This is a genomic window from Streptomyces sp. NPDC051677 (genome assembly GCF_044453465.1).
Taxonomy (GTDB): Bacteria; Actinomycetota; Actinomycetes; order Streptomycetales; family Streptomycetaceae; genus Streptomyces.
The window spans coordinates 1-24,375 of the sequence record NZ_JBITCT010000050.1 but is presented as its reverse complement, the minus strand read 5'-3'; the positions used below and the strand labels follow the sequence as shown (position 1 = coordinate 24,375).

The following is a 24,375-nucleotide window of genomic DNA, read 5'->3' as shown; positions in this document are numbered from 1 at the left end:
CGGAGGGCGAGAGGGGCGGGGGAGAGCGGAGACGAGAAGTCAGTCCGTGCCGAGCTCCTGGTCGACCAGGGCGAAGATGTCTTCGTCGCTCTCACCCTCGAAGACGGTCTCGAGGTCCTGCGCGGGAGGCTGCCCGGACGTATCCGTGTGGCCGTCTGCCCAGGCCCACAACAGTGCTTCCAACCGCGCGGTGACGCGGCGCCGCTCGGCGTCGTCCGGCTGCTGCGCCGCCAGCGTCTCGGCCAGTCGGTCGATCTCGGCGTGCAGGGGTGAGACGGGTGCGGGCGGCTCCAGCAGCACCAGCAGACGGTCCGCGAGCGCGGCCGGTGTCGGGAAGTCGAACACCAGCGTCGCCGGCAGGGTCAGGCCCGTCGCTGAGGTCAACCGGCTGCGCAGCTCAACCGCGCCCAGGGAGTCCAGGCCCAGTTCGGTGAACGTCTGGCCGGCGGCGACGGCCGTGGCCGAGCCGTAGCCGAGCACCACCGCGGCCAGTTGCCGCACCAGCGTCAGCAGCCGGCCTCGTCGGTCAACCTCCGCAAGGCCTGCGAGTTCCGTCTTGAGCGTGCTCGCGGAGTCGTCGTCGTGACCGCGGTCCTGGACACCGGCCAGCCGGCGCAGAAGTGTGGGCAGGCCGGGATCGGCCGCCCGGGTCCACAGGGTGCGCCGGTCGAAGGGAGCGGCCACCAGCAGCGCGTCGCCGTCGCCGGTGGTCGCCGCGTCGAACAGGGCGAGCCCCAGCCGGGTGGGCAGCGCGCCGAGCCCGGCCCGCGCCATCCGCCCCACATCGGCGTCCGTGACATCCCGGGTCAGCTCGGTGGCCTCCTGCCACAACCCCCACGCGAGGGACACTGCGGGCAGCCCCGACGCCCGGCGGCGCTGGGCCAGCGCGTCCAGGAACGCGTTGGCCGCGGCGTAGTTGCCCTGTCCGGGCGCGCCGATCACACCGGCCGCCGAGGAGAACAGCACGAAGGCGGCGAGGTCGAGATCCCGGGTCGCCTCGTGCAGCGCCCAGGCGGCCTCGGCCTTGGGGGCCAGCACCGTCGCCAGACGCTGCGGGGTCAGCCCAGTCAGGACACCGTCGTCGATCACGCCGGCGGCGTGTACCACGGCGGTCAGCGGGTGTTCGGACGGCACCGAGGCGAGCGCGGCCGTGATGGTCACTGGGTCGGTGAGGTCCCCGGCGTGGACCCGGACATCGGCGCCGAGCGCGGCGAGTTCCCGCAGCGCCCGCTCGGCGCCGGGGGTGCCGGTCCCTCGCCGACTGAGCAGCAGCAGTCGGCGCGCCCCGCGTGCCTCCACCAGGTGGCGGGCGACCCGCAGGCCGAGTCCTCCGGTGCCACCGGTGATCAACACGGTGCCGAGCGGGTCCCAGGCCGGTGCGGTCGTACACACCCGGGAACCGGACAGCGCCTCCTCCTCGCCGGCCGCGGGGCGTGGCAGCTCCCGCAGTTCGTCGAGGGCTTCTGGCAGGGGGCCGGTCCCGAGGTCCCGTACGGCGGCGAACCGCGTGTCGTCGGCCGTGAGCCGGCGGATGGCCCGTGCGGCCGGTTCTTCGGCGGAGTCGTCCTCCCCGGGGAGGTTGAGGACCAGTCCAACCGGTCGGTCGCGAAGGGCCGGAGCGAAGACATGAACGGCCTCCTCCGTGCGCGAGGACGCGAGGTGGCCGGCGTCCAGGCCGACGGCACGCAGCAGCGCCCGGGGGGCGGGTGCCGCGGTGGCGAAGACCTCCAGGCCCCGGTGCTGGGCCAGCTCGACGACGGCGTGGTCCACCAGTGTGGTCACGTCGTGCACCAGGACCGGCCGGTCCTGCGGTGCCAGCGCGAGCACCCCGGCGGCACGCAGATACGCGGCGGCCGACGCCGCGCGCGGATACGACCAGCCGGCGGGCACGGCACGCAGTGTCCGCGTGTCGACCAGGACCGTGCGCTCGTCGGTGACCCGCTCGCCGGTCAGTACCCGGTCGCCGGGAGCGACATCGGTGACAGCCGGACCGACGGCGAGCACCGAACCGGCCGCGCCGCCGCCGGACACCGCCCTCAGCGCGACGAGCACCTGGCCCTCTTCCGGGGTCTCCGGCTCGGCCGCCGATGGCATGGACAGGTCCGCCGGGACGAGGCGAGGCACGAGCACCTCGCCGTCGCGGACGGCGTATTGCGCCTCCCTGTGCGCCAGCACGGCCGACAGCCGGGCGGACGAGGACTCCTTGCCGTCGAGGTCCACCAGGACGAACCTGCTGGGGTGCTCGGACTGCGCCGACCGCAGCAGCCCCCATACGGCGGCCTGCGCGGGATCGGGCCGTTCCAGCGGGGCGGCGGCCACCGCGCCGCGGGTCAGGACGACGAGCCGGCTGTCACCGGTGCGCTCGTCGGCGAGCCAGTCCTGCACCAGACCGAGCGCGCGGCGGGTCTCCTCGGCCACCGCGGCCCCGGGGTCCGGCTCAGCGCTCGACCACCAGACCAGGACGGCCTCACCGGGATCCTCGTCACCGTCGAGCACGGCACGCAGCGAAGCGGCGGTACGCAGGGCCGGCACGGCGTCGTGCCAGCGGGCCGGGGTGTCGGTGCCGCCGACCGTCGTCCACCGCCGGTGGTCCCGCTCGGGTGCCGGGCCCGCGTCGGCCCATGTCACTCGGAACAGGTTGTCCCGGGCGGCGTCGTCCTGGGCTGAGGCGGCGGAGCCGAGCGGGCGCACTGTCAGCCCGGTGACCGTGGCGACGGGCGCTCCGTCGCCGTCCGCCAGGTCGAGTGTGACAACGCCGTCCGCGCCTCCGCGCAGTCGTGCCCAGAGCTCGGTGGTGCCGGTGGCGTGCAGGGTGACGCCCTGCCACAGGAAGGGCAGCAGGCCCGTGCCCTCGTCTTCTGAGCGCAGGGCCAGTGTGTGCAGCGCCGCGTCGGACAGGGCCGGGTGCAGACCGAACCGCCGTGCCTGGCCGTGTGCCTCGTCGGGCAGCCGCACCTTCGCGTAGAGGTCCTCGCCGTCGGACCATGCCTGCGACAGCCCTCGGAAACGCGGTCCGTAGTCGAGCCCGGCGGCCGACAGACGGTCGTACAGTCCGGTGACGTCCAGCTGCTTTGCACCGGCAGGCGGCCAGGCGGACCGGGCGGCCGGGGGCGCCTCCGTCCTGGAGAGGGTGCCGGTGGCATGCCGGATCCAGACGTCGTTCTCCCCTTCCTCATCCGCTGTTCCCTCTTTGCGGGAGTACACCGAGATCTCCCGCCAGCCCTTGTCGTCCGGTCCGCCGACCTCGGCCCGCAGCAGCCGCGCGCCTTCGTGCGCCAGCACCAGCGGGCTCTCCAGCACGAGTTCGTCGAGCCCGGGGCAGCCGGTCACACGGCCCAGGTGCAGGGCGAGTTCGACGTAGGCGGTGCCGGGCAGAAAGACCTGGCCCCCGACGACGTGGTCGCCCAGCCAGGCATGGGCCGACAGCGACAGCCGGCCGAACGCGGAAACCCCCTCGCCGTCGACAGTCGTGGTGAGGGCGCCGAGCAGCGGGTGCCCGGCGGGTTGCAGACCGGCCGTCGCCACATCGGCGGCGGACGGCTCGTCCGGCCAGAACCGGGTGTGCTGGAAGGGGTACGGAGGCGGCACGGCCGGCCGTGCCGCTGTCCGGGGGAAGACCCGGCTCCAGTCCACGGGCACCCCGCTCTCCCACAGCCGGGCGAGCTCGACGAGGACCTCCGTCCTGCCCCACCGGGTGTGCGGTCCGAAGCCGGTCTCCAGCGTGAGGCCCTCGCCCTCGGTGAAGGCCTCCGGCACCTCGGCCTCCACGTCGTCGAGTGCTTCACCGAGGGTGCGGTCCCCGCCGAGGTAGGCGGCGGCGCGGGCGGCGTCGCCCCACCCTGCGACGGGCTGTACGCCGAGGTGACGCCACATCCTCAGCAGCGCGAGCCAGCCGGTCAGTGAAACCAACCGCCCGTCCAGATCCTTCTCGATCGCGGCCGGCACATCCTCACCGGTGGCCGCGGTGACTTCGGCGGCGGCCTGCTCCAGCGCGTCGGCGAAGGGCGGGAAGGCGTCGCGCAGGTCCCGGATGTCGGCGGCGCCGGCCGGTTCACCGGTCAGTCGCAGGGTGACCGCGGCCGGTTCCACGGCCTCGGCGGCGACCGGCGCGTTCATCAGTCGCGCGACGAGCGTCCCTGTGTCCTCGCCCACCAGGGCGGCGCGGTGGGTGAACCGGGTGGCGCGTCCCGCCAGTGCGGTGGCCACCTCGACGGCCGATGCTCCGGCGACGGTACCGGTGGACACCGCGGCGGCGATCCGAGCGCACTGGTCCTGCAGCGCCGCGCGGGTGCGGGCCGAGACCATCCAGACGACCGGTCCGGCGGCCGGCTCGGGCGGTGTGCCGTCGGGCTCCGGCGGGGCTTCTTCGATGATCACGTGCGAGTTGGTACCGCTGATGCCGAACGAGGAGATGCCGGCGCGGCGCGTGCGCTGCCCGGCGGGCCAGGGCTGCGCCTCGGTCAGCAGTCGGACGGCGCCGTCACTCCAGTCGACATGGGGGGTCGGGCGGTCGATGTGCAGGGTGCGCGGCAGCAACTCGTGGCGCAGCGCCTGCACCATCTTAATGAGAGCGGCCATGCCGGCGGCGGCCTGTGTGTGACCCAGGTTGGACTTCAGCGATCCCAACCACAGCGGCTGCTCCGCCGGTCGCTGACCGTAAGTGGCCTGGAGTGCCTGCGCCTCGATCGGGTCGCCGAGCACGGTTCCCGTCCCGTGCGCCTCCACGGCGTCGATCTGGCCGGGGGAGAGCCCCGCGTCGGCCAGGGCCTGCCGGATGACCCGCTGCTGCGCAGGTCCGTTCGGGGCGGTGAGGCCGTTGGACGCCCCGTCGGAGTTGACAGCCGAACCGCGGATCAGCGCCAGGACCGGGTGCCCGTTACGGCGGGCGTCGGACAGCCGTTCGACGGCTATCAGTCCTATGCCCTCGGCCCATCCCGTGCCGTCGGCGGACGCGGAGAACGGCTTGCAGCGTCCGTCGGGGGCCAGCCCGCGCTGACGGCTGAACTCGACGAACACCAGCGGGCTACTGATCACCGTGGCTCCGCCGGCCAGGGCGAGCGAGCACTCGCCGCTACGCAGCGACTGCATGGCCAGGTGCAGTGCGACCAGGGATGACGAACACGCCGTGTCCACCGTAAGGCTGGGACCCTCCAGCCCGAACAGGTAGGAGATCCGCCCGGAGGCCACGGACAGGGCGTTGCCCGTCGCGAGATGGCCCCGCACATCCTCGGCCGACTGGGTCGCAGCGCTGATGTAGCCCTGAGTCCCGACGCCGACGAACACCCCGGTGCGCGATCCGGTCAGGCCAGCGGGGTCGGCGCCGAGTCCCTCGAACAGCTCCCAGGACGTCTCCAGCAGCAACCGCTGCTGCGGGTCCATCGCCAGCGCCTCACGCGGCGACAGGCCGAAGAACTCCGCGTCGAAGCCGGCCGCGTCGGTGAGGAATCCACCGCTGCGCACGTACGACGTGTCCGGCCGGGCGGGGTCGGGGTCGTAGAGCGCCTCGACGTCCCAGCCCCGGTCGGCGGGGAAGTCACCGATGACGTCCCGTCCTTCCGCGACCACCTGCCACAGGTCCTCGGCGCTCGCCACCCCGCCGGGAAACCGGCAGGCCATGCCGACGACGGCGATCGGTTCTGTCGCCTTCTCCTCGGCGACCCGCTGGCGCTCGCGGGTCTCGTGCAGCTCCGCGGTCACCTTTTTCAGATAGCCGAGCAGTTCGCTCTCGCTGGCCATGGTCACTCCGCTTCCGGTTCGGCACCAATGCCGAGTTGGTTGGTGATGAAGGCGAGGACCGAGTCGGCGTCGGCGTTCGCCAGTTCGACCGGCGGGCTGTCGCCCGTCGGAGCGGGCGACAGCGCCCTGGTCAATTCCCGCAGCCGGGCGACGACCGCCGCGCTGGCCTGCTCATCGAGGGAGAGGCCGGCAAGGAGTTCATCCAGCCGGTCGATCTCGGCCAGGACCGGCTCCGGTCCCGCCACAGGACCGTCGGGCAGTGCGGTCCGCCGGGGCGGCGCCGGGGCCGGAGGTGCTGGCCGGTCGAGGACCGAGGTGGCCGGCAGAGCCGTTCCTGTGTCGGTGTACGGGCGGTCACGCCACCGGGCCAGGGCGGGCAGCAGCTCCGGGAGGCCGACGTGCTCCCCCACACCGAGTTCGGCGGCGACCGCCGCGGTGTCGGCCCGGGAGACGAGCCGCCACAAGCGCGCGTCGTCGCCGGTTGTCGCCCGTGGTGCGGCGTCGAGCCAGTGCCGTTCCCGCTGGAAGGAGTAGGTCGGCAGGTCGACGTGGGCACCACGGCCTGGCAGCAGCGGGGCCAGGTCGACCGGGACGCCCTGGCAGTGCAGCCGGGCCAGGGCGGTCAGAGCCGACCGGGCCTCGGGCCGGTCCCGGTGGAGCACCGCCACCCTCAGCGCGTCCCTGTCGCCCAGGCTGTCGGCGGCCATGCCGGTCAGTACCCTGTCGGGGCCCACTTCGACGAATGTGGTGACGCCCTCCTCCGCTACGAGGGTGCGCACACCGTCGGCGAAGCGGACGGTGCCGCGCACGTGGTCCACCCAGTAGCGGGGGTCGGACAGCTGGGTGGCGGAGGCCGGCTCGCCGGTGGCGTTGGAGACCACCGGGACGGAGGGCGCGTGGTACTCGACCGACGAGGTGACCTGAAGGAAGTCGTCGAGCATGCCGTCCATGCGCGGCGAGTGGAAGGCGTGACTGACGTTCAGCCGGCTGGCCAGTCTGCCCCGGGCCTGCCAGCGCTCGATCAGTTCCATCACCGTGTCCTCGTCGCCTGACACGACCACGGACCGCGGGCCGTTGACCGCGGCGATGCCCACCTGGTCCTCGCGTTCCCGCAGCAGGTCGACGATCTCGGACTCGTACGCCTGCAGCGCCGCCATGGCGCCACCCGACGGCAAGGCCTGCATCAGACGTGCCCGGGCGGTCACCACAGCGCAGGCGTCGGCGAGCGAGAGCACCCCGGAGACATAGGCGGCGACGACTTCGCCGATGGAGTGACCGAGCAGCAGGTCGGGGCGCACGCCCCACGAGTCCAGCAGCGCGAACAGCGCGGCCTCGACGGCGAACAGGCCGGGCTGGGCGAACTCGGTGGTGTCCAGCAGCGCCGCCTCCGCCGTACCGGCGTCGGCGAAAACGATCTCCCTGAGCGGCCTTCGCAGATGCCGGTCCAGCTCGGCGCAGATCGCGTCGAACTCCGTCGCGTAGGCGGGGAAGGTCTCGTACAACTCGGTGCCCATGCGGGGTCGTTGGCTGCCCTGACCGGAGAACAGGAAAGCGATCCGGCCGGTCGCGCGTACCTCGCCGGTCACGGCGTCCGGATGTTCGTCTCCCCCGGCCAGCGCGGCGAGCGCCGGGCGCAACCCGGCGAGATCCGGGCCGAGGAGGACCGCGCGGTGCTCGAACCGGCTGCGGGTGGTTGCGAGCGCACGCGCCACGTGCAACGGGTCGGCCTGCGGCTGGCGGGCCGACCAGTCGAGCAGCGCCGCCGCCTGCGCGGCCAGCGCCTGTGCCGATCGCCCGGAGAGCAGCCAGGGCAGCAGCAAAGACCCGGACTTCTCACGCCCGGGCCCGGAGCCCTGGGCCGTGATCACCTCCGCGGCCCCACTCGCCGCCCCGGCCGACGGCTGTCCGGGGGCCTCCTCCAGCAGCAGATGTGCGTTGGTCCCGCCGAGTCCGAAGGCCGACACGCCGACCCGCCGGGCATACCCGCCGTCGCTCCACGGCTGCGCCCGGGTCACCGGCCGAACCGTGCCCGCCGACCAGTCGGCCTCGGGTGTGACCTCGTCGGCGTGCAGGGTGGGCGGCAGCGTGCGGTTCCGGAGCGCCATCACTGCTTTGATCACTCCGGCGACGCCGGCGGCGGCCTGTGTGTGACCGACGTTGGACTTCACCGAACCGATCGCCAGCGGATCGCCCGCCTTGCGTGCCGTGCCGTAGACCGCGGTCAGTGCCTCGGCCTCGATCGCGTCGCCCAGCCGGGTGCCCGCGCCGTGTGCCTCGACCAGGTCCACCTCACCGGCCGGCACACCGGCCGCGGCCAACGCGTCACGTATCACCCGCTCCTGCGCCGCCCTGGCCGAAGTCGCCCAGGATGTCGGACCGTCCGGTGTGGTGATGCCTTCCAGTGCGGTGATGCCGTCCGGTGCTTCGCACGCGCCCACGGAGTTGACCGCTGTTCCGCGGATCAGCGCGAGCACCGGGTGCCCTTGCCGGCGCGCGTCCGAGAGTCGTTCGAGCAACAGGACGCCGACGCCCTCGCCGAGGCCGAAGCCGTCCGCGTCGGCGCCGAACGCCTTGCACCGGCCGTCGGCGGCCAGCAGCCCGCGGGTATCGAAATCGACAAGGGTGCTCGGCGTCGACATCACGGTCACCCCGCCCGCGAGGGCGGCCACGCACTCTCCGTCGCGCAGCGACCGCACGGCCAGATGCAGGGCGACCAACGAGGATGAACAGGCGGTGTCGACGGTCTGGGACGGTCCGCGCAGCCCCATCGTGCCGCAGACGCGTCCGGAGAGCGGCGCGCCCCTAGTCCCCGTGACGAGGTGGCCTGAGGCGGCCTCACCCGCCGCGGCGTGCACGACCGAGTAGTCGAGGATGGTGGATCCGAGGAACACCCCGATCCGGCGGTCGCGCAGCGAGCGGGGATCGATGCCGGCGTTCTCCACGGCTTCCCACGAGACCTCCAGCGTCAGCCGCTGCTGGGGGTCGAGGGCCGCGGCCTCCTGCCGGGAGATCCCGAAGAACGCCGCATCGAACTGGTCGGCGTCGTGCAGGAAGCCGCCGGCACGGCCGCGCCCCGGGGAGTCGGGATCCGGATCGTACCGACCCGCCACATCCCAGCCGCGGTTGACGGGCGGAGCCGAGACCGCGTCCCGGCTCTCGACGACGACGCGCCACAGGTCGTCGGCGTCGCTCACCCCACCGGGATAGCGGCAGCCCACACCGACCACGGCGATCGGCTCCCGGCGAGCACCTTCCCGCTCGGGGGTCGTCGCGTCGGCCTTGTCATTGAACACTGTTCTTTCCACCGTTCATTCCCGACAAAAAAGGCGAGATCCGGATATTCGGCTATTCAGTGTCACCCAAGGCTGCTCGGATCCCCCGGGTGCCGGAGGAGACGGCCAGCACCTTGTGCACCGCCTCCGGCGCGGTGACCACCTCCACGATGGTCATGGCCATGTCGGCCCGCCCGATGGGCCCGTCGGGCCGCGGATCGGGACCGGAGCGCAGCCGGACCCGTCCGGTGGGCGGAGAATCATCCAGTTCCCCGGGGCGCAGCACGCACCAGTCCAGGTCCCGCTCCCGCACGGCGTGTTCCGCCCGCTCCTTCTCCCGCAGATACGCCGGCAGATCGTCGCCGAGCGCCGCGCGGTCGCTCTCGCTCGGCAGCATGGCGCTCACCAGCACGAAGCGGCGGACGCCGGCTCGCTCGGCCGAGAGGGCCAGCAAGGCGGCCGGGGACACGGCCGCGGAGGTGCCGGATCCGAGCCCGGTGCCCGCGGCCAGCACCACCGCGCCCGCTCCGGCCATGGCGGCCACGACCTTCTCCGCCGCCCGGCCGCTGTCGGCGCCGAGCACTAACGGTTCGACGCCGGCCTCCCGTAACCGGGGCGCGTGCTCGGCCCCGCGGATCAGTCCCACCGGTGTCACGCCGTGAGCGAGCAGGGTTTCCGACAGCCGGGTGCCGAGACGCGTCGTGGCGCCCAGGATCACTACACGCATCCTCAGTTCACCTCTGCGGCCGGCACGGCGGCCTCGGGCCGGACGGGCTTCGGCAGGCTGACGGCCAGGGCCGCGGAGACCAGCGCGGCGACCGCGCCGAGGGCGATCGACGCCGACGGTCCCCGCTTGTCGAGCAGCCAGCCCACCATGGGCATGATCAGGGCGACTCCACCAGTGGTCGCCGTGGCCAGCCAACCGAACGCCTCGGCGCGGCGCTCGGGCGGCGCGAGATCGCCGATCCGGGCGTTGCTCGCCCCGAGGCTCGGGGCGACCGCCGTCCCCGTCAGGGCCGTCGCCACGGCGAGCGCCCACACCGGGGTCTGCTCCGAGAGCGGCGGCAGCAGCACCGCCAGCATGGTCAGGCCCACCACGAGGACCCCTATGCTGCGCTCGCTGTTCTGCTGGCGGCCACGTCCGACGACAGCCAGTCCGCCGATGGCGGAACCCAGGCTGAACAGGGCGATCAGCACTCCCGCCGTGGTCGCTTCGTCGTGGTCGCGGCCCCAGGCCACGAGTGAGAGGTTCAACGAGAACAGGGCCGCCATCAGGAAGAAGGCCACGAGCACCGCGCGCCGGAAGACCGGATCACGCAGCAGTGAGCTCCGCTTCGCCCGTTCGCGTGGCTCCGCCTGGCCGCGCGGCTCGACTCGCTCCAGTGCAGCCGCCCGCAGTACCAGCGCGAAGGCCATCGCCCCTCCCGTGGCCAGTACGGCACAGACGGCCACGGCGGCCATGCCGCCCCCCAACGTCACGGCTGTCGTGGCCAGGAGAGGTCCCGCCATAGCGACCAGCTCGTACCCGGTGGAGTCCAGTGTGTAGAGGGCGTCCCGCTGCTCGTCCTCGACCAGCCGCGGCCACACCGACCGGGAGATCTGGGAGACGGGCGGCAGGGCCAGCCCCGTGCAGAAGGCGATCACCACGGCGACCGGCCACAGGCTCACCGGTGCCAACGCGGCCACGGCGATCAGCAGACCGAGCCCCAGAGCGTAAGCGACACCCGTGGTGAACAGGACACCGGTCACGGAGTCACGGTCGGCGATCCGTCCTCGCACCGGACCGGCCACCGCCTGTCCGACCGCCATCCCGCCGGACAGCAGACCTACGCTGGCGTACGAACCGGTCCAGTCGGCGATCAGGAACGACAGCGCAACCGGCAGGGCGCTGAGGTGGGTTCGGGCGAGCAACGACAGCGGCAGAAGCCGACGCACATGCCGTTCTCCCCAGAGCGTGCGCAGCGAACGGAACATGTTTTGTTTTCCCTTGGGTCGGTGCCGGGTGCATACATGCCTGCGAGGTGTGCGTGCGGGGCGCCCGGAGCACGGTCCGGAAGTCATCGCCCGGCGGGGCCGTGCACCACGGCCGTCCTGTCGGAAGGGTCCGCCGAGCCGTCCGCCCCACCGAAGGCATGGATGATTTTCCGCTTCGATCCGACAGGGTCTCCATCCCCTATCCGCCCCTGTTCTCGCTCGGCACACGCGCGATGCGGTGTGCGGCCCGCAGTCCTTGCGCGGTGGCTCGTACGGCGTTCAGGCCCTCGGTGCCGGCGGCGCCGCCGGCGACGGCGAACGGCACGCCGGCGGCGCGCAACAAGGCAACGAGGTCCGTCACCGGCCGCTGGCCCACGGCAAGGACGACATGGTCGGCGGCAACGAGCCGCTCCCCTTCGGCATCACGGACCACCACCCCGTCAGGGGTGATCTCCTGGCACGTCACGCCGGTCAGCATGCGGACACCGGCGGATCGCAGTTCCCCCATGACGACCCAGCGTGTGCTGGGGCCGATGCCGTGGCCGATCGTCCTTCCCCGACGCATCAGTGTGACCTCACGGCCACGCCGGGCGGACCGGGAGTGCCCGGGACGCGCCCAGACCGTCGCCGCGCCCGCCTTGCCCACGGCGTACCGCTTGAGGAAGTCCTCCGGTGTGGACTTGGCACCGGGCTCGGCGGTGAGCCGGTGCGCCAGGTCGACCGCTATGCCGCCACCCCCGATGACAGCGATCCTGGGTCCGAGCGACAGGGAGTCCTCGAACGCCTGGGTGTAGTCCAGGACATGGGGCAGCGTCACGCCCGGAAGGGCGGGTCGCGCGGGAACCACGTCCGTGGCGAGCACGACCCCCTCGAACGCCTGCAGCACGGTGACGTCCTCGGGACCGACCCTGCGGCCGGTGTTCAGGGTCACGCCCAGTTCCCGCAGTTCGCGGACATGGTGCCGGACGGTCTCCGCGAAGTCGGCTTTGCCGGGTACCTGCGCGGCCAGCCGGAACTGGCCGCCGGGCTCGGCGGCCGCCTCGTACACCTCCACGTGGTGGCCCAGTTTCCCGAGGGCACGCGCCGCCTCCAGGCCGGCGATCCCCGCGCCGATCACCGCATAGCGGCCGCGCCGCGGCCGGCCGCCCCCGCGCCCCGGACCGGACGGGAACTCCGTCTCGTGCCCGGCCCTGGGGTTGACCAGGCAGGACACCCGGTCGGAGCCAAACGAGCGATCGATGCACGCCTCGTTGCAGGCGATGCAGAGATTCACGGTGTCGGAGCGGCCGACGGCTGCCTTGGCGACGATCTCCGGATCGGCGAGGAAGGGCCGGGCCATGGCCACGAAGTCGATCTCGCCGTCGGCCAGCGCCTCCTCGGCCTGCGCGAGACGGTTGAAGCGATTGGACGCGATCACCGCGACGGAGCCCAAGCCGTCCGCCCGCAACGCTCGCTTCACCGCTTGGGCACAGTACGCCCAGGTGCCCGCCGGGACCTGGGCCTGCACGGTGGGCACCGGCGACTCATGCCATCCCGTGCCAACCGAGAGCGCGTCCGCGCCAGCCTTCGCCAGTGCCACAGCGAGCGCGCCCACATCCTCCGCGGGGGTACCGCCGTCGACCAGATCCGCCCCGGAGATCCTGAACAGCACCGGGAAGTCCGTGCCGACGGCGGCGCGGACCGCGCGCAGCACTTCCACGGGGAACCGGCGCCGCCTTTCGCTGTCGCCGCCCCACTCGTCGTCGCGGCGGTTCGTCAGCGGAGCGGTGAACTGATTGATCAGGTAGCCCTCGGAACCCATCACCTCAACCGCGTCGAACCCGAGTTCACGCGCGGCAGCCGCGCCCGAGGCGAAGTCACCGATCGTCGCGACGATGTCCTCGGGCGTCATCGCGCGCGGGGTGCTGTGCGAGAAGCGGCAGTGGACCGCAGAGGGGGCGAGCGAGGGGCTCTCACCGGCGCCCAGGAGCGCGTACCGCCCTGCATGGAAGAGCTGGAGGGCGATCCGTCCGCCGCGGTCGTGCACCGCACGCACGGCGGCCGACAGTGCCGCCATGTGCGTACGGTTGCCGATCAGTCCGTACCCGTGGCCGCCCACGCCGACGGAACTGACCGCGGTGCCACCCGTGACGATCAGGGCCGCACCGCCCTCCGCGCGCTCCGCGTAGAAGGCGGCGAGTGCCTCGCCCCCGTCGTCGACGGTCTCCAGGTTGAGGTGCATGGCACCCATGACGATGCGGTGCGCGAGCCCGAGCGTGCCGATGGCACCGGGCCGGAAGACATGGTCGTACACGCTGCGCCCCTTGCCGCTCAGGTGTCCCGCGTCGGGCGGGGCGGCAGTCGGAGCTCGTCGCCGGCGTCGGCGAAGAACGGCGGCGCGACCACGCTCAGGCCTCCGTCCACCACCAGCGTCTGGCCCGTGATGTACCCGGCCCCGTCGCCCAGCAGAAAGGCGATGGTGTCGGCCATCTCCTGGGCGGTGCCGCGGCGCCGGGCGGGAATGCGGTCGAGCACTCCGCCGATGTCCGGCATGCCCTTGACGTTGTAGAAGTACGCCAGTGAGTCCGATTGGATCAGACCGCCATTCACCGCGTTGACGTTGATGCCGTACGGCGCGAATTCCACTGCCATGTACCGCACCCATGCCTCGATCGCGGCCTTCATCGCGCCCAGCGTGGCGTAGGTCGGGTAGGCGCGGATTGAGCCGTAGGACGAGAGGGCGACGATCCGCCCGCCGTTGTCCATCAACCGGACGGCTTCCTGCGCTCCGAGGACGAAGGGTCGCACATTCATCGCGTACGAACGGTCAAGGTGGTGCGGACCCAGGTCGACGATGTTCTTGAAGGCGCTGGCCGCGGCGTTCGACACGAAGTGGTCCAAACGCCCGCAGCAGCGCGCCACCTCGTCGAAGAGTGCGCGGACGCCCTCCGTGGTCTCCACGTCCGCCTGAACGGCGAGTCCCCGGCCGCCGGCCTCCTCGATGTCGGCGACGGTCTTCTCCGCCAGGTCGGCGTTCTTCTTGTAGTTGACCACCACGGTGTGGCCCTGGCGACCGAGGGTGAGCGCCAGCGCCCGGCCGATGCCGCGCGAGGCACCTGTGATCAAAGAGACTGGAGCTGTCCCGGTTTCCGGTGTCCTGCTGCTGTCCTGGGTCAACGCTCCACCTCTCCGGAGACGGCGCCCTGCCGCAGCAGTTCGCGGAACACGACGGCCTTCTGCACCTCGTTGGTGCCTTCCTCGAAGCGCTGGGCGCGGGCGTCGCGGTAGACGCGCTCGATCTTCTGTGACTTCCAGTAGCCGAGCCCGCCATGGATCTGCAAGGCCTTGTCGGTGACGGTGGTCAGCATCGTCACCGCGTGCATCTTCGCCATCGAGGACTGCATCGACGCGTCGTGGGCACCCGCCTCGAAGCGGCGTGCGGCGTGCAGCACCAGTTGTCTGGCCGCCTCGATGGCGGTGGCGTTCTCGGCGAGCATGAACTGGATCGCCTGACGCTCGGTCAGGGACTTGCCGAAGGTCACCCGGGTACGCGCGTGGTCAAAGGCCAGTTGCTGGGCTCGCCGGGCCAGTCCGACGCAGCTCATGGCGACCGAGATCCGCGAGGGCGTGAGGAATCCTCCGAGGAAGACCTCCAGCCCCTCGCCCTCCTCGCCGAGGCGGTGGTCCACCGGCACGGGCGTGCGGTCGAAGTCGAGGGACGCGTGGTCGGTGCCGGTGACACCCATGGTGTCGGAGATGTCCTCGGCCCTTACCCCAGGCGCGTCGCGGGGCACCAGCAGGGCGACCGTGCCCTCGTGTCCGGTGGTGCCCGCCAGGCGTGCGGCCAGCAGATAGTAGTCGCAGCGCATCCCGAACGTGATCAGGTGCTTTCGGCCGGACAGGTAATAGGTGTCGCCCTCACGGGTCACCGAGGCGGTGATGTCCGCACCGGTTCCGTTACCGGGTTCGGTCAGCGTGAACGCGATCTTGATCTCACCCATGACCGAGGGGACGACGAACCGCTTCCGCTGCTCGTCCGAGGCGTGCCCGTCCATGGAGCGCCAGATGCCATTGACGACATGCACGATCATGCGGATGGACCCGTGGGAGCGGGAGAAGATCTCCATCAGTTCCATCCACTGGGCGAAACCGAGCCCTTGCCCGCCGTACTCGACCGGGGCGGCCATCCGCAGGAACCCCAGTCCGTTCAGCTCAGCCCACAGCGCCTCCGGGACCTCGCCCGTCTCCTCGATGCGCTCAGCCCAGCGTTCGCCCGACCCCCGCACCCATTGCTCGACCTCGCCTCGGACGCGGTGGAACCGCTCTTCGTCCATCATCTGCTCTGCCTCTCCTTACTTCTTGTCACGGGGTGACTGAGGATCACGAGGAGGGTTCACCGTCGGCCTCGTCGTGCGGCCTCAGACCGCGGGCCCTGGCTCGCAGTTCGAACTTCTGCACCTTGCCGACCGGGTTGCGTGGCAGGGCGGCCACCCGTTCAAACCGTTCCGGCCAGTACTGCTTCGCCACCTGGCGTCGGTCTAGGTACCGGCGCATGTCGTCGAAGCCGAGCTCTGCGCCGGGCTTCAGCACCACGAAGGCACACGCGCGCTCGCCGAGGCGGCCGTCGGGCATGGCGACGATCGCGACATCGTCGACCGACGGATGCCCGAACAGCAGTTGTTCCACTTCCGCGACCGGGACCTTCTCGCCACCGCGGTTGATCACGTCCTTGACTCGCCCGGTGATCCGTACGAAGCCGTTCTCGTCGATCACCGCCAGGTCACCGGTGCGATACCAGTCGTCCCGGGTGAAGGCCTCCGCCGTCAGGTCGGGCCGGTCCAGATAACCGGAGAAGACCGTGGGCGAACGTATCTCGAAGTTGCCCTCGGCCCCCGAGGGAAGGACACGGCCCTCGTCGTCGGTGACCCGCAGCCGGATACCGCCGAACGCACGGCCGTCGGTGCCCCAACACTGCTCCGGCGTATCGGCCGGCGCGGACAGCGCTCCGAGGCAGGTCTCGGTGGTGCCGAACGCTCCGCACACCGTGGTACCGAGCACCAGACTCGCGCGTTCCGCCAGACCACGCGGCACGGTGGCCCCGGTGGCCACGAACATCCGCAGGTAACGCGGTACCTCCCGGGTGTCCTCGACAGCCTTCACAAGATCGGACAGGAAGGGTGTGGCGGCCTGCACGAAGGTCGCCCTGTGCGTGTTCAGCGAGACCACGGCGCGCTTCGGGTCCCACTCGGACTGCAGGATCTGCGGCACGCCGAGCACGATCGCCAGCACCATCCCGTACAGGAACCCCGTCTGGTGGGCGAGCGGTGAGGGCACCCACACGGTGTCGGCGTCGCCGAGGCCGAGATGCCTGATCTCCATGGCGGCGGCCCGGACCAGGTTGGCGGAGGACTGCGTGACACCCTTGGGTTCGCCCGTGGTGCCCGAGGTGAAGAGCAGTTGCGCCGTCATCTCCGCCATCGGCAGGAACGCGTCGAGCGCCGACCGGTCGATAGCCGTCGCCTCCAGGGCGGCCGCCCAGTCGTGTACCGAGATTCCGTCCACGGACACCTGCGGCAATCGGGCGGAGGCCGACCGGCTCACCACGATGACATGCTCGAGATGCGCGGACTGCAGGGCGGCGAGTGACAGGACCTCCTGAGCGGGGCGCCGCGAACGGTGCTCGTCCATGACCACCAGGACGCGTGCCTTGGACCGCTGAAGTACGAACGCCAGCTCACGCTCACGGTAGAACGGCATGACCGGGCAGCAGACCGCGCCGATCCGCAGGGCCGCCAGCGACAGCACCACGAACTCCAGGCGGTTCGGCAACTGGTACGCCACGTTGTCCCCGGGCCGCACGCCGAGCCCCAGCAGCAGCGCCGCGGCCCGCTCCACCCGGTCCGCCAGCTCACGCCAGGTGATGACGAGGTCTCCATCCTGCCTCACGTCCACGACGGCGGTGTCCTCCGGAAAGGACGTGGCATGACGGTCCAGCCGTGCCGGCAGGGTGACCTGTGCTGCTGTCTCCGGGGTCGTCGCCGTCGGTGCGCGTCGCCGACCGGGACTGGAGGCGGTGCGCTCGGTGCCCTGTTCCACCGTCATCGGCACGCCGATGGTGTTCATCGCGTCGAGGAACCCCGGGTACGAGATGCGGTACGCGTTGGGGTAGGTCAGCATGGAGTGGCCGCGTACCCGTGAGGAGGCGACAGCCAGCGACATCAGCACGCGGTGGTCGTTGTACGACGAGAGCCGCGCCCCCGCCAGGTCTCCCACTCCGCGCACTGTCAGGGTGTCGTCGGTCAGCTCCAGTTTGCCGCCCATGGAGTTGAGCTGGAGCATCGCGGCGGCCCGGTCGGACTCCTTCAGTCGGGTGTGCGCGATGTTGTGGAAGACCGACTCCCCGTGCGCGAAGGTGGCGAGGGTGGCCAGGATCGGCAGCATGTCCGGTACGTCGCGGCAGTCCACCTCGACGGCCTTGAGCAATGGTGTGGCCTGCCGGATGCGCAGGCCACCAGTCGTCTCATCCTTCTCGAGCGGCACGCCCATGGCACGGGCGATGTCGAGCAAGTGGAATTCGGGGTGGTCGGCCGGCCCGCCGTCAAGGCTCGCGATACCGCCCAGCAGCACGTCGGAAGGGTGCAGCGCGGCGGTGGCGATACCGAAGGCCGCCGAGCCGATGTCCGGCGGCAGAGTCAGCTCGACGGCCCGCGCCATCTGGTCCGGAGCCACCTCGAAGCGCCGCCAGTCCGGCGACACCACCACGCCGAGACCGAACTGCCGCATCATCGCGACCGTCAGTTCCAGGTAAGTGCGTTCGTTGAGGTCCCCTTCCACCTCGATGGTGGTGGGCCCGGTGGCAAAGGGCGCAAGCATCAGCAGCCCGGATATCCACTGGGACAGTGTGCCCGGAATGGTCACGTGTCCCCCGGTCGGCCTGCGGCACTCGACGTGGACGGGCGGGCAGCCGTCCGCCGAGCGCAGCTGGACGCCCATCTTTTCGAGTGCCTGCAGCAGCGGCCCCACCGGACGACGCCGGAAGTACTTCTGTCCCGTGATCGCGACCGGGCGGTCCGACAGGGACGCAAGCCCGATCATGAAGTAGAGCGTGGTGCCGGAGCTTCCGGCCGAGACCTCTGCTCGACGGGGCCGGTACCGGCCGCCGAGCCCCTGCACCACAAAGGTGTCGCCCTGGCGGGTGATGTGCACCCCGAGCCCGCGCAGCATCCTCACGGTGTACTCGACATGCCGGGCATCGGTAAGCCCGTGGATACGGCTCTCTCCGTCGGCCAGGGAAGCGAGGATCAGGGCACGGTGCGCGTGGTACTTGGAATTCGGTACGAGGATCTCACCGGTCACCCGGTGCTGGATCCCCCTGACGAGAAGATGCATAAGACTGACTGCTCCTAGTCGTTGACAGCGCTCCGGAAAATCGAAGAACGACCGGAGTTCTCGCTGCGCTCCCACGAGACGGGCCACGACCAGCCGCAATTCAAGCGTGCTGCGCCCCGAAGGACTTGCGCCGGTCAGCAAGGCTTCGCAATTCATGCTCCACGGGAACAGGGAAATGCATCAGCCCCTAGCATCCCCTAAAGGTGGATGACGTCAACTGACACAGACACAGCAGGCATGGCAGCGTCGTGGAGGGCGGCAGGGTTCGACGATCGACACGGCCTCGCACCATGTCCGTCCAGCGGCCCGGCTTCGGCACGGCGGCGGGAGAAGCAGCGGCGTCTAGGGGGTTGCCGATCCAGGGATTCCTCCGGTCGAACCATAGCCACACGCTGACAAGCCGCTTTCGTGCGAATGAAGCCGCGCCAGCACGTCGCATGTCCTGGGCGGCCCCCCCCTCCCAGGCATCCCCCTATTTTTTGTCCCGCTCCCCCCTGAGGCAGTCGAGCCGCATTGAGCACGCCTCCCTCCGCCTCCTATCGTCTGTATCCGGTCACGAATTCCACGAAGGTCCGCCATGAGTTGTTCGTGACGGCTGGCATGGACTGTGTTTTCCGACCGATATACGACCTGGAGACCGTCTTGAGGCGAAGCCCTGTTCCACAGACACACAGACCGGCCGACCAGCAACCCGACTGGCCGGACAGAGCACTTGCTGATCGAGCACGGGCGGTCCTGGCCGGCCGTCCGCCACTGGTCCGGCTCGAGGACGTCCTCAGGTTTCGCTCACTGCTGGCGAGAGTGGCCCAGGGTGAAGTACTGGTGATTCAGGCCGGCGACTGCGCCGAGAACCCGGACGAGTGCACAGCCGAGCATGTCTGGCGCAAATCCGCCCTGCTCGACCTCCTCACCGCCGCCCTCAAACTCGACACCGGCAAACCGGTGCTGCGCGTAGGCCGCATTGCAGGCCAGTTCGCCAAGCCTCGTTCCCGTCCCGTGGAGGACGTGGCGGGCCGTGAACTGCCTGTCTACCGCGGTCACATGATCAACTCCCCGCTGCCCGAACCCGACAGCCGCCGCCACGACCCGCTGCGCCTGCTCGCCGCCTACATGACCGCGGGCGATGTCATGGAGCACCTGGGATGGCGTGGGTCTTCCGCCGGCCTCCAGGCCTGCGGTGCACCCGATGCCGAATCCGCCGTCTGGACCAGCCATGAAGCCCTCGTGCTGGACTACGAACACCCTTTGATGCGTCGACTCGACGACCGACAACACCTGCTCGGGTCCACGCACTGGCCCTGGATCGGCGACCGCACGCGCCGGCTCGACGGCGCCCACGTCGAGCTGATCAGGAACGTCGTCAACCCCGTCGCCGTCAAGGTCGGCCCCACGATGACCGAGAACGAGATCACCGCCCTGTGCACCCGCCTCGATCCCGGCCACGAACCCGGACGCCTCACGCTCATCGCCCGGATAGGCGCCGACGCCGTCGGGCATCGTCTGGCCCCGCTCGTCCGGGCCGTTGCTCGCGCCGGCCACCCGGTCATCTGGCTGTGCGACCCCATGCACGGCAACACCGTCACCGGCCCTGGCGGTCACAAGACCCGCCTGCTGCCCACGATGGCTCACGAGATCCGGGAATTCCGCCGTGCCGTCGGCTCCGGAGGTGGCCTCGCCGGCGGACTTCACCTGGAGACCACCCCGGACGACGTCCTCGAATGCGTGGATGACATCCGCGCTTTGGAAGGCGCCGTCGGCCGCCGCACCACGCTGTGCGACCCCCGCGCCAACCCCGAGCAAGCCATCGGTCTCGTATCCGCCTGGACAGACGCCCGCCACGCCGCGCCCGCTTTCCGTCACGCGCCGAACGGACGAGCCCCGGAGAATGCCACCGCTTTCCGGAAAGCGGCATCCATCACAAACCCTTAAGCGGATAACAAGGAATCGCGATGAAGGAAACGAAGAGCACTTCACAACATGCAGCGAGCCTGTGGCTTCGCTGTTACCGCACCGGACCGCCCGAAGCAATGCGGCTTGTGGTATTTCCGCACGCCGGCGGCTCCGCGAGCTATTACCGCGAATTCTGTGCGACCTTGTCCGACCGTTTCAACACGTTCGCCATGCAATACCCGGGCCGCCAGGACCGGCGCCATGAACCCTCCCCGACCGACCTCCACACCTTGTCCGACCAGCTGTTCGACGAGCTCAAGGGGTTCATCGACCGTCCGATGGCGTTCTTCGGTCACAGCATGGGCGCCGTGCTCGCCTTCGAAGTGGCCAGACGTTTCGAGCAGCGCCTGAGCCATCCCCTGGAAATGCTCTTCGTTTCCGGGCGCCGAGCGTCGACGCAGCCTCGCGACGAGGCCATCGACCCAGCCAACGACGACGATCTGCTCGCCGAGATCCAGAAACTGAGCGGCACCGACCCGCGCCTGCTGGGCTACGAGGACATGCTTCACATGATCCTTGAACCCCTCCGCGCCGACTATCTGGCCCTGAATTCCTACACCTCCGCTCCCACCCCCGTCCTCCGCACCCCGATCACCGCCCTCACGGGTGCCGCCGACCCTCGTACCACCAAGGCCGAGGCCAACGCCTGGCGCGACCGCACCACCGGCCCCTTCGATCTGTGCGTCTTCCCGGGTGGGCACTTCTTCGTGAGAGAGCACCATGAAGCGGTGACAACGTTCGTCGCCGAAAAGCTGTCCTCCCTTCAGAGCGCTCCCTGAAGTCGGCCCCCCATCAATCGACAATCCACGAAGCGGCCCTCTGTCGCGTAATCGGTGGAGACGAAGGATGGCGGCTGCCGTTGGCATGGTGTGCGCGATGTCAACGAGCTTGTGGGCGTGGCACTTTCGGGACTGTCGGCCCTCGCGCCGAAGGCGTGACGGACAAGGGCGAGGTCGTCCGGGTATCGGCGCGGACCCGCGGGCGCGTGCTCGCGGACGTGCCGGTGGACGGACGGCGGTCGTGGCGTCGGTGCGGGTCCGGCGCCTGGTCTGCCCGGTGCTCGGCTGCCCGCGGCAGACGTTCCGTGCGCTACCAGCTCCGCACCAACCGCCTGCCTCTGTGTCTCACCGCGGTCGCGGCCTACCTCCAGCGCCAGGACTTCGATGGTCACCCCGCTTGTGCTGCATCTAAGCACCATCCGTATCTGCTGCGCGGCTACGAACGGCTGTACGCCGACGGCTCCTACGCCCCAAAGTGGTACCAGCGGCGGATCACCCGCCAGGTGCACGAGCTGGCCCAGGAGTACGGCATCGGCCCGGCGCAGGCGGGCATGCCCCGTCGGATCCGGCCGCCGGAGCGGGGGAGGAGCAGACGGCGCCGGGGCCGACCCAGCTGACCCTGATCTGCCCCGATCCGACACCGATCTGATCCCGCGATCCGACCGTGTTCGACGGCGTCCCAGCCGGTTTGACGCGGACGCGTTCGAGGGCATCCGGCGGCCCAATCGGGTCATCTATCGCAAGAACGAGTATTTACGGACGATCTTTCCGGGACGATGCCGCGAGGGCCGTGAGCCACGCGGTCCGGCCATCCGCGGCCGTCGAAGGCCTCACGCAGCCCCCGTTCTGGGAGGACTGACTCCGCATGAACTCACGCGCAGCCGCGCTGTGCGCCGTCGCCGCCGTCGTAGCGGCGACCGTCACGGCCGGGCCGGCCGGTGCGGACCCGGTGCCCGCCGCTGCCACCCCCTCGGGGCTCACCTGGCAGAAGTGCGCGACCGCCGACCACCCGACACTGCAGTGCGCCTCCCTGAAGGTGCCGCTCGACCACGACGACCCCGGCGGCCGGCAGATCACCCTGGCGCTCTCCCGGGTCCCGCACACCGCGACGACGTACCAGGGGCCGCTGCTGGTCAATCCCGGCAGTCCCGGGGACCGGGGGCTGGCCCTGGCCCCGTTCGTCGCGTCGGCGCTGCCGCAGGAGTGGCCTCGCAGTACGACGTCATCGGCTTCGACCCGCGTGGGGTGGGCCGCAGCGAGCCCTCTCTGGACTGCGCGCCGGGGCACTTCGCCCCCGTGCGGCCGGACTCGGTGCCGTCCGACGCGGCGGTCGAGCGGGCCAACCTGGAGCGGGCACGGGGCTTCGCGAAGGCGTGCGGCACGAAGTACGCGCGCGTGCTGCCGTACATCGACACCGTCAGCGCCGCATGTGACTTGGACGCGATCCGCGCGGCGACGGGCGCGCCGAAGCTCAGCTACTTCGGCTATTCGTACGGCACCTACCTGGGCGCGGTCTACGCCAAGCTGTATCCGCAGCGGGTACGGCGGCTGGACCTTCCCCTTGATCGTGGACACCTGGAGACTGGGATCTGAGGTTCCAGAGGAAGTAGCACCAGGTGGGAAGCAAGTACACGAAGCAGTACACCGAAGAGTTCAAGCGGGACGCGATCGCGCTCGTCGACTCCTCGGGCAAGACGGTTACGGCGGTCGCCCGGGAACTCGGCATCCTTAGATTCAACCGGTCAGAGCAACAGTGCTGGTTGAGGACGGGTTACGTGGCGCGAGGGCCAGGCCGCCCGCCGCGCCCGCCAGGCCGCCGACGACGCGCTCGCGCACGAGATCACGGTGCTGCACGTCGCCTCCCGCCGTACCTACGGCTCTTGCGGTTCTCGGCCCCGGTGCGCTGCCGGGTGCGTATCACCGAGGCGTCCAGCACCGTCCCGCCACCCGTTCGAGCGATCTTCTTCAGCGCCCGGTCCAGCGCGGGGCGCGGGCGGCCAGCAAGCCGACGACCTCCCGCACCCACCGTGACACGGTGGTACGTGCACCCCGTTTCCGCAGACCAGATCGCGGGGCCGCTGGTCACAGCGCAGCACCGCCAGCACGATGCCGGCGATCTTCCCTGCGGGCAGGGCCCGCCACCTGGAGCCGATCTTCCTGCAGTGGCCGCGTATCAGGTCGGCGAGATAGTTCAAAGTGGCACTCGACAGCGGCGTCCGGGCAGCGCAGACAAGGCCGTCAGGGCCCTCGACGGGATGGTCGTTTTTCTTTTCACAAACTCAACTGCCGCCGGGGCCCCGCCGGTTACGCCCCGGCCGCCACCAGTCCCGCGCGTCTACCGGCGCGCGGTGAACTTCCCGTCGGGCCGTTTGTACAGCCAGCCATGATCGGCGAGCTTGGTCATCTTCGCCCGCAGCGGCTCCAGCTTCCTGCGCACCCCGACCTCAAGCCCCAGCTCCTCACCCACCGCCTTGATCTGCACCGGGCCGTCGGCGGCCGCACGATCTGAAGGATCCGGCGGTAATCGGAGGGCAGCGCGGCCTCGTCGCCCGTCTCAGCTTGACTCTGTCGGGGATCTTGGAGTTTCGCAGTGCGGCAGCATGATCAACGGGCATGCTCGGGTCGTTCCGATGACCGATGCAGTTGTCGAGGTGCCCGTTGTCCCTCCGTCCCCGTTCCGGTGAGCAAGTCCCGCCTCTGACTGCGCGGATCGCGTACCGCCTCGACCGGGTCCGTCTTCCGCGAGTTGACGGTGTGCGTGGCGCCCAGCGACGCCGCGGCGGCGAGCTTGCGGTCGTCGACGTCCACGGCGATGATCTTGGCGGCGCCGGCCAGCCGGGAGCCGAGCACCGCCGCGTCGCCGACGCCGCCGCAGCCGATGACGGCCACGCAGTCGCCGCGGCCGACCGCGCCGGTGTTGATCGCCGCGCCGATGCCCGCCATCACGCCACAGCCGAGCAGGCCGGCCGCGGCCGGTGACGCGGCCGGGTCGACCTTGGTGCACTGGCCGGCTGCGACCAGCGTCTTCTCGGCGAAGGCGCCGATCCCCAGGGCGGGTGACAGCTCGGTGCCGTCCAGCAAGGTCATCTTCTGCCGGGCGTTGTGCGTGGCGAAGCAGTACCAGGGCCGGCCTCGGAGGCAGGCCCGGCACTGACCGCACACGGCACGCCAGTTGAGAACGACGAAGTCGCCGGGGGAAACGAGCAATGCTCAGGACTTGTGGATCAGCTCCTCTGGAGGACGCGCGAGGGGCGTACCTTCCCGAGTGAGTGATCGTCAAGTCACCGAGTAGGCCC

11 protein-coding genes and 3 pseudogenes are annotated in these 24,375 nt (G+C 70.8%); 4 read left to right on the top strand and 10 right to left on the bottom strand.

Features of this window, described 5'->3' with window-relative positions:
* Positions 1-39: 39 nt before the first annotated feature.
* The 8 genes from ACIBAF_RS39900 to aroA all read right to left on the bottom strand — a co-directional run bounded on the left by ACIBAF_RS39900 (position 40) and on the right by aroA (position 18,350).
* Positions 40-5,736: an SDR family NAD(P)-dependent oxidoreductase gene (locus ACIBAF_RS39900; protein WP_399470060.1), complete on the bottom strand. Its 5,697-nt coding sequence runs from the start codon at positions 5,734-5,736 to the stop codon at positions 40-42.
* 2 nt (positions 5,737-5,738) lie between these two features.
* Positions 5,739-9,029 (bottom strand): type I polyketide synthase, encoded by a 3,291-nt coding sequence (locus ACIBAF_RS39895; RefSeq protein ID WP_399470058.1) that lies wholly within the window; start codon positions 9,027-9,029, stop codon positions 5,739-5,741.
* 52 nt (positions 9,030-9,081) lie between these two features.
* Entirely contained in the window at positions 9,082-9,735 is a 654-nt protein-coding gene (locus ACIBAF_RS39890; protein WP_399470056.1) for an NAD(P)H-binding protein, read from the bottom strand.
* A 2-nt stretch (positions 9,736-9,737) separates the two neighbouring features.
* Positions 9,738-10,982: an MFS transporter gene (locus ACIBAF_RS39885; protein ID WP_399470054.1), complete on the bottom strand. Its 1,245-nt coding sequence runs from the start codon at positions 10,980-10,982 to the stop codon at positions 9,738-9,740.
* Positions 10,983-11,181: 199 nt separating this feature from the next.
* Positions 11,182-13,275, bottom strand: coding sequence for an FAD-dependent oxidoreductase (locus tag ACIBAF_RS39880; protein WP_399470052.1), 2,094 nt, complete (start codon positions 13,273-13,275; stop codon positions 11,182-11,184).
* Positions 13,276-13,292: 17 nt separating this feature from the next.
* A complete protein-coding gene (locus ACIBAF_RS39875; protein WP_399470050.1) occupies positions 13,293-14,087 on the bottom strand; it encodes an SDR family oxidoreductase in 795 nt (264 codons plus the stop codon).
* Positions 14,088-14,134: 47 nt separating this feature from the next.
* Positions 14,135-15,298 (bottom strand): acyl-CoA dehydrogenase family protein, encoded by a 1,164-nt coding sequence (locus tag ACIBAF_RS39870; RefSeq protein WP_399470048.1) that lies wholly within the window; start codon positions 15,296-15,298, stop codon positions 14,135-14,137.
* A gap of 43 nt (positions 15,299-15,341) precedes the next feature.
* Complete coding sequence (gene aroA / locus ACIBAF_RS39865; protein WP_399470046.1) at positions 15,342-18,350, bottom strand: 3-phosphoshikimate 1-carboxyvinyltransferase; 3,009 nt, start codon at positions 18,348-18,350, stop codon at positions 15,342-15,344.
* Positions 18,351-18,950: 600 nt separating this feature from the next.
* On the opposite strand from aroA, the gene ACIBAF_RS39860 reads away from it, so the two are divergent.
* From ACIBAF_RS39860 to ACIBAF_RS39845, 4 genes and pseudogenes are all read left to right on the top strand, one after another.
* The gene (locus tag ACIBAF_RS39860; RefSeq protein ID WP_399470090.1) at positions 18,951-20,279 is read left to right on the top strand and encodes a 3-deoxy-7-phosphoheptulonate synthase; all 1,329 of its coding nucleotides are present in this window, start codon (positions 18,951-18,953) and stop codon (positions 20,277-20,279) included.
* A gap of 20 nt (positions 20,280-20,299) precedes the next feature.
* Entirely contained in the window at positions 20,300-21,079 is a 780-nt protein-coding gene (locus ACIBAF_RS39855) for a thioesterase II family protein (protein ID WP_399470044.1), read from the top strand.
* Between the two features lie 410 nt (positions 21,080-21,489).
* Positions 21,490-21,728 (top strand): annotated as a pseudogene (locus ACIBAF_RS39850) (radical SAM protein); the annotation flags it as partial.
* A gap of 216 nt (positions 21,729-21,944) precedes the next feature.
* Positions 21,945-22,636, top strand: a pseudogene (locus ACIBAF_RS39845) (alpha/beta fold hydrolase); the annotation flags it as partial.
* Between the two features lie 778 nt (positions 22,637-23,414).
* On the opposite strand, the gene ACIBAF_RS39840 reads toward ACIBAF_RS39845, so the two are convergent.
* Both ACIBAF_RS39840 and ACIBAF_RS39835 read right to left on the bottom strand, forming a co-directional pair.
* Positions 23,415-23,546 carry a hypothetical protein gene (locus ACIBAF_RS39840; RefSeq protein WP_399470042.1) on the bottom strand — a complete coding sequence of 44 codons (132 nt, stop codon included), beginning with the start codon at positions 23,544-23,546 and terminating at the stop codon, positions 23,415-23,417.
* A gap of 245 nt (positions 23,547-23,791) precedes the next feature.
* Positions 23,792-24,280: pseudogene (locus tag ACIBAF_RS39835) on the bottom strand (zinc-binding dehydrogenase); the annotation flags it as partial.
* Between the last annotated feature and the right edge of the window lie 95 nt (positions 24,281-24,375).